This is a genomic window from uncultured Stenotrophomonas sp. (genome assembly GCF_963519925.1).
Lineage (GTDB): Bacteria > Pseudomonadota > Gammaproteobacteria > Xanthomonadales > Xanthomonadaceae > Stenotrophomonas > Stenotrophomonas maltophilia_AE.
The window spans coordinates 1-5,452 of sequence record NZ_CAUQPH010000190.1 but is presented as its reverse complement, the minus strand read 5'-3'; the positions used below and the strand labels follow the sequence as shown (position 1 = coordinate 5,452).

Annotated in this window: 7 protein-coding genes; 3 read left to right on the top strand and 4 right to left on the bottom strand. The window is 69.7% G+C overall.

All coding sequences use genetic code 11. The features are described from left to right. On the top strand, nucleotides 1-474 hold a 474-nt coding region (locus RWO33_RS18940), incomplete at its 5' end, for a HemK family protein methyltransferase (protein WP_314106836.1). Between the two features lie 54 nt (nucleotides 475-528). Beyond that, a complete protein-coding gene (pip, locus tag RWO33_RS18935; RefSeq protein ID WP_145481591.1) occupies nucleotides 529-1,473 on the top strand; it encodes a prolyl aminopeptidase in 945 nt (314 codons plus the stop codon). Between the two features lie 27 nt (nucleotides 1,474-1,500). Here the strand turns inward: pip and RWO33_RS18930 are convergent, their stop codons facing one another. Genes RWO33_RS18930 through RWO33_RS18915 form a run of 4 tightly spaced genes read right to left on the bottom strand, consistent with a single transcriptional unit; the run spans nucleotide 1,501 to nucleotide 4,353 of the window. Then, nucleotides 1,501-2,295 carry an N-formylglutamate amidohydrolase gene (locus RWO33_RS18930; RefSeq protein WP_314106834.1) on the bottom strand — a complete coding sequence of 265 codons (795 nt, stop codon included), beginning with the start codon at nucleotides 2,293-2,295 and terminating at the stop codon, nucleotides 1,501-1,503. Further along, on the bottom strand, nucleotides 2,288-2,839 hold the full coding sequence (locus tag RWO33_RS18925) for an NUDIX hydrolase (RefSeq protein WP_145481593.1): 552 nt from the start codon (nucleotides 2,837-2,839) through the stop codon (nucleotides 2,288-2,290). The genes RWO33_RS18930 and RWO33_RS18925 overlap by 8 nt, the downstream gene beginning before the upstream one ends. Further along, nucleotides 2,836-3,777, bottom strand: coding sequence for a 5'-3' exonuclease H3TH domain-containing protein (locus tag RWO33_RS18920; RefSeq protein WP_314106833.1), 942 nt, complete (start codon nucleotides 3,775-3,777; stop codon nucleotides 2,836-2,838). The genes RWO33_RS18925 and RWO33_RS18920 overlap by 4 nt, the downstream gene beginning before the upstream one ends. Next, complete coding sequence (locus tag RWO33_RS18915) at nucleotides 3,778-4,353, bottom strand: nitroreductase (RefSeq protein ID WP_314106830.1); 576 nt, start codon at nucleotides 4,351-4,353, stop codon at nucleotides 3,778-3,780. It lies immediately after the preceding gene. Nucleotides 4,354-4,682: 329 nt separating this feature from the next. On the opposite strand from RWO33_RS18915, the gene RWO33_RS18910 reads away from it, so the two are divergent. Beyond that, nucleotides 4,683-5,452: DUF1631 family protein (locus tag RWO33_RS18910; protein ID WP_314106827.1), on the top strand; the 770-nt coding region annotated here is incomplete at its 3' end.

The window sequence follows — 5,452 nt, the reverse complement described above, 5'->3', positions numbered from 1 at the left end:
GCGCTGGCCCTGGCCAGCGAACGGCCGCAGGCCCGGGTGGTGGCGACCGACATGAGCCCGGCCGCGCTGGCGGTGGCAGCCGCCAATGCCCGCCGGCATGGGCTGGACAACGTGGCGTTCCGCCAGGGCAGTTGGCATGCGCCGTTGGCGGGGGAGCGCTTCGACCTGATCGCCAGCAATCCGCCCTACATCGCCAGCGACGACCCGCACCTGGCGCGTGGCGACCTGCGTTTCGAACCCGCCAGCGCGCTGGCCTCGGGACACGATGGGCTGGACGACATCCGCCTGATCATCGCCGGGGCCGCGACGCACCTGCTGCCCGGCGGCTGGCTGCTGCTCGAGCACGGGTGGGACCGGGGCGCAGCGATCCGCGCGCTGCTGGCCGATGCCGGGTTCGTCGAGGTCGCGACCGAAGTCGACCTCGAGCAGCGCGACCGGGTGAGCCTGGGACGGCGGCCAGCGACGCTAGAATGAGCGACCGCCGCGGCTGATGCCGGGCGGGCTGTCATTCCACCTGGAGCTCCGCCCATGCGCACGCTGTATCCCGCCATTACCCCCTACGACGTCGGCAGCCTGAAGGTCGACGACCGCCACACGCTGTATTTCGAGCAGTGCGGCAATCCGCAGGGCAAGCCGGTGGTGATGCTGCACGGCGGTCCCGGCGGCGGCTGCAGCGACAAGATGCGCCAGTTCCACGATCCGGCGAAGTACCGGATCATCCTGTTCGACCAGCGCGGCGCCGGCCGTTCCACCCCGCACGCGGACCTGGTCGACAACACCACCTGGGACCTGGTGGCCGACATCGAAAAGCTGCGCGAACACCTGCAGGTGGAGCGCTGGCAGGTCTTCGGCGGCAGCTGGGGGTCGACCCTGGCGCTGGCCTACGCGCAGGCGCACCCGCAGTGCGTGACCGAACTGGTCCTGCGCGGGATCTTCATGCTGCGCCGCTGGGAGCTGGAATGGTTCTACCAGGAAGGCGCCAACCGCCTGTTCCCGGACGCATGGGAACACTACCTGGCGCCGATCCCGCCGGTGGAACGCCACGACCTGATCTCCGCCTTCCACCGCCGCCTGACCAGCGACGATGAAGCGACCCGGCTGGCCGCCGCCAAGGCCTGGAGCGTGTGGGAAGGCGCGACCAGCTTCCTGCACGTGGACGCCGACTTCGTCGACAGCCACCAGGACCCTCGCTTCGCGCTGGCCTTCGCGCGTATCGAGAACCACTACTTCGTCAACGGCGGCTTCTTCGAAGTCGAAGAGCAGCTGCTGCGCGACGCGCACCGCATCGCCGACATCCCCGGGGTGATCGTGCACGGTCGCTACGACGTGGTCTGCCCGCTGCAGAACGCGTGGGAACTGCACAAGGCGTGGCCGAAATCCACGCTGGAAATCAGCCCGGCGTCGGGTCATTCGGCGTTCGAAGCGGAGAACATCGACGCGCTGGTGCGCGCGACGGACCGGTTTGCCGGTTGATCGCGTGGAGCCGGGCAGGGCCCGGCGCTACGTGGGCTGCAGCTGCGTCTGGAGGGTCACGAAGATCCGCGCCAGGCGCTCTGCCCAGGCGTGCTGGCCAGCGGCATCGGCAATCAGGTCCTGCCGGATCTCCAACTCCACGTGTACCAGCCCACGGCCTTCGCCGTGCACGGGCACCGCGTAGTCGCTGCTGCTGCTGACCGAATAGGGCTGGTTGTCGCCCACCACCAGATCGCCCTCGTCGCGCAGCGCGTGCAGCAGGGCATGTGCGAAGCGCGTATCGCGGTGGTACAGCACGCCGGCATGCCACGGCCGCGCGACGCCGTTCATCACCGGGGTGAAGCTGTGCATCATCACCAGCAGGGTCGGGCGACTGGCCACCGCGCGCGCAGCCAGCTCGGCGTCGATACGCGCGTGGTAGGGCGCATGGATCGCATCGATGCGCTGCTGCCGCTGCGCGTCGGACAGCCCCGCGTTGCCCGGCACCACGGTGCCGTCGCTGACCTCGGGGATCAGGGTGGGCGACGCCAGCGGCCGGTTGCAGTCGATCAGCAGGCGCGAATACGTCTGCTCGATCGCCCACGCGTCCAGTCGCGCGGCCAGGGCCCGGGTGACTCCGCCGATGCCGATGTCCCAGCCGATATGCCGGTCCAGTTCGGCCTGCGGCAGGCCCAGGTGTTGCAGTGCCTGCGGCACCTGCTGGCCGGCATGGTCGGCGAGCAGCATGTAGGGCGACGCGCCCTGCGCCCGGTGGATCGAGTAGATCGCCGGATCATCGCGGCCCAGCAGCGGCGCTGGACCCTGCGCGCGCGAATCAGCCACGTGGCGTGCCATCCAGGTGATGTTCGATCATCCACAGCCCGGCCCACAGCTTGGCGTCCAGCTGGTAGCCCTGGCCCATCTTCTCCACCAGCCAGGCCGCGGCGCCGGCGCGCGGGACCGCATGCACGGTGATGTCCTCGCTGCTGTCGCCGCCACCTTCGCCGACCCGGCGCAGGCCGGTGGCGCGCACGAAGGCGATCTTCTCGCTACTGGCGCCGGACGAGGTCGGGCCGATCATCAGCACCTCGGCGTGGTCGGCGGTCCAGCCGGTTTCCTCTTCCAGCTCGCGTACCGCCGAGGCTTCGATCGATTCACCCGCATCGATGTCGCCGACCAGGCCGGCCGGCATTTCGATGGTCCGGGCCTGCAGAGGTACGCGGAACTGTTCGACGAACAGCACGTGGTCGTCGGGAGTGACCGCGATGATGATCGCCGCCAGCCCGCCGGCATGGGTGCGCTCGCTGTATTCCCACGTGCCGCGCAGCACCATGCGCTGGTACTTGCCTTCGTAGACGACCTTCGGGGCTTGCGTGTCGGGGCTCATGCGAACTCACTGGCAGGTAGGGAAGGGTCGGAGAGGCCGGCGGCGGTGAACAACCGGCGCCGGGTCAACGGGCCGAAGCGCAGCGCTTCGCACAGGCCCTGCAGCATCTGCGGGTCGGCGCTGGTGCGGCTGAAATCGGCCTGTGCCGCATCCAGCGGGGCATCCAGCGAAATCGTGGTCAGCTGCCGCCACAGCAGCGCGTGTTCGCGCTGCTCGCGCAGCCGCACCGCCATCTGCGCGGCACCGCGCAGGCGCAGGAACGGCACTTCGTCCAGGCGTTCGTACAGGGTGTTCAGGCTGCCGAAATGGGCCAGCAGCACCGCTGCGGACTTGGCGCCCACGCCGGTCACGCCGGGGATGTTGTCGACCGCATCGCCGCACAGCGCCAGGTAGTCGGCGATCTGGTGCGCATGCACGCCATGGCGTGCCTTCACCCCGGCCATGCCCCAGCGCTGGTTGCGTGCGTAGTCCCACTGTTCGTCATGTTCGAACAGCAGCTGCGACAGGTCCTTGTCGGCCGAGACGATCACCCCGCGCATGCCGGCCGGGCGGCGCGCATGCAGGGCGCTGCCGATCAGGTCGTCCGCTTCGTATTCGTGGTGGGCCAGCACGGCCAGGCCCAGCGCCGCACACAGGGCCTTGCAGTGGGCGAACTGGCGCCGCAGCGCGTCGGGGGCCGGGTCGCGGTTGGCCTTGTAGGCGGCATACAGGCCGTGCCGGAAGCAGCTGTCGAGGGCTTCGTCGAAGGCGATGGCGATGTGCCGGGGGCGTTCGCGCTCGAGCAGGTCGAGCAGGAAGCGGGCAAAGCCGTGCACCGCGTTGGTCGGCCAGCCCTGCTGGTCCTGGAACTCGTCGGGCATCGAATGCCAGGCGCGGAACACGTACAGGCTGGCGTCGACCAGGTACAGCGGGGTGCGCACGGGAGCGAGGTCGGACACTCAGCCCACCCAGTCCTGCAGCAACGCGGCCGGATCGGGACGCTCGCGTTCGGGGACGTCGACTTTCGGGGTGCCGATATGGATGAAGCCGGCAATGCCTTCGTGCGCGGCCAGGCCCAGGTGGGCGTGCACGGCGGGGTCGAAGGCCATCCACGCGGTCAGCCACTGCGCGCCAAAGCCCAGCGCCTGGGCGGCCTGCAGCAGGGCGAAGCAGACGCAGCCCGCGGTCATCAGCTGCTCCTGTTCGGGCACTTTCGGGCTCGGGGTCGGGCTGGCGACAACGGCGATGATCAGCGGGGCGTGGCTGAAGCGCTGGCGATCCTTGTCCACCTGCGCGTCGGAGGCGGTGGGGTCGCGCTCGCGGCTGCGCTGGGCCAGGAACTCGCCCAGGCGATGGCGGGCGTCGCCGGCAATGCGCAGGAACCGGAACGGCACCCGCTTGCCGTGGTCGGGCACCCGCACCGCCGAGGCCAGCATCCGCTGCAGGGTGGCCGGGTCCGGTCCGGGGGCGCCCAGTTGCAGGGCAGGGACCGAACGGCGGGCGTCCAGGGCGTGCAGCGCGGGGGAGTCGAGCATGGGGTCTCAGCGAGGCGATTCGGTGCCTCGATTATAGTCCCGGCGGTTTATGACACGGGATTGGGGCATCTCCAGACCATTTGCGACAAAGCGTGATGAACCGCACTTAATTAATGGCACTCCTTCACGTCGCTGTACTCGCTTCCCACCCGCGCTGGCCTTACGATACAAGGCCTGCCGTACCCGGTCATGAGGTTCAAAGTGAGGACTGATTCACTTTCCCGTACCGGCGGGCCGTCCTACCATTCGTATGCTGGCGTCTTGGGGACGCCCGCGTCCGTCGTATCCATGCTGCATCCTGTACCAGCGAGGGTGGGGAGCCTTTTCGCATGATCGCCACGCCCACCAATCCGGGGCAACCGGGCCGCGACCCGGCGCTGTTGAAGCTTGCGCGCGAGGCGGCCCTGCCGGGGTTGGCCGAGTCGTTCGCGACCGTGCTGGCGCGCTTCGACGACGTGCTGTTCGACCGTGCCGGTACCGCTGGCGCGTCGCAGCTGCTGTTCCTGGACGGCATGCGTGAACTGCGCCGACGTCGCGAGGACATCGTGGGCGGCTTCCGTGGCCACCTGGCCCAGGCCTGGGACGCGCTGGAACGCGGTGCGCCGCTGTCGGCCGAAGCGACCCTGGCCGGGCAGGTGGAGGAAGGGCTGAGCCTGGTGCCCGAGCATGTGCTGGAATCGCGGCTGGCGGTGCGCAACTTCGCCACCGTGCTGCTGCGCGACTGGAAGCCGGTACTGGGCCGCCTTGATCGCCGCCTGGGCTGGATCGCGGGCGGGCTGGAGCTGGACCCCGACAGCAACCCGATCAGCCCTGAACATATCGGCGTGGCCATCCATGAGGCCTTTGCCGGCTGTGAACTGGCCCCGGAAGTGCGCCTGGTCCTGATCAAGCTGTGCGAGCGCGACCTGCACGCGCCGATCGGCAAGCGCTACGAGAAACTGGACGAACAACTGGCCGCTGCCGGTGTGGTGCCGCAGATGGCGGCGCCGCGCCGCGCCGCGCCGCGCCCGCCGTCTCCACGCCAGGAGCTGGACGAGCTGGTCGAGGCGCTGGAAGGCGAACAGGGCGGTGCCGACGATGGCGCGGCGCCGGCCTGGGC

Bases quoted from the DNA above. Each gene is read 5' to 3' on its own strand.
- pip (WP_145481591.1), top strand. From the start codon at position 529: ATGCGCACGCTGTATCCCGCCATTACCCCCTACGACGTCGGCAGCCTG.
- RWO33_RS18925 (WP_145481593.1), bottom strand. From the start codon at position 2,839: ATGAGCCCCGACACGCAAGCCCCGAAGGTCGTCTACGAAGGCAAGTAC.
- RWO33_RS18915 (WP_314106830.1), bottom strand. From the start codon at position 4,353: ATGCTCGACTCCCCCGCGCTGCACGCCCTGGACGCCCGCCGTTCGGTC.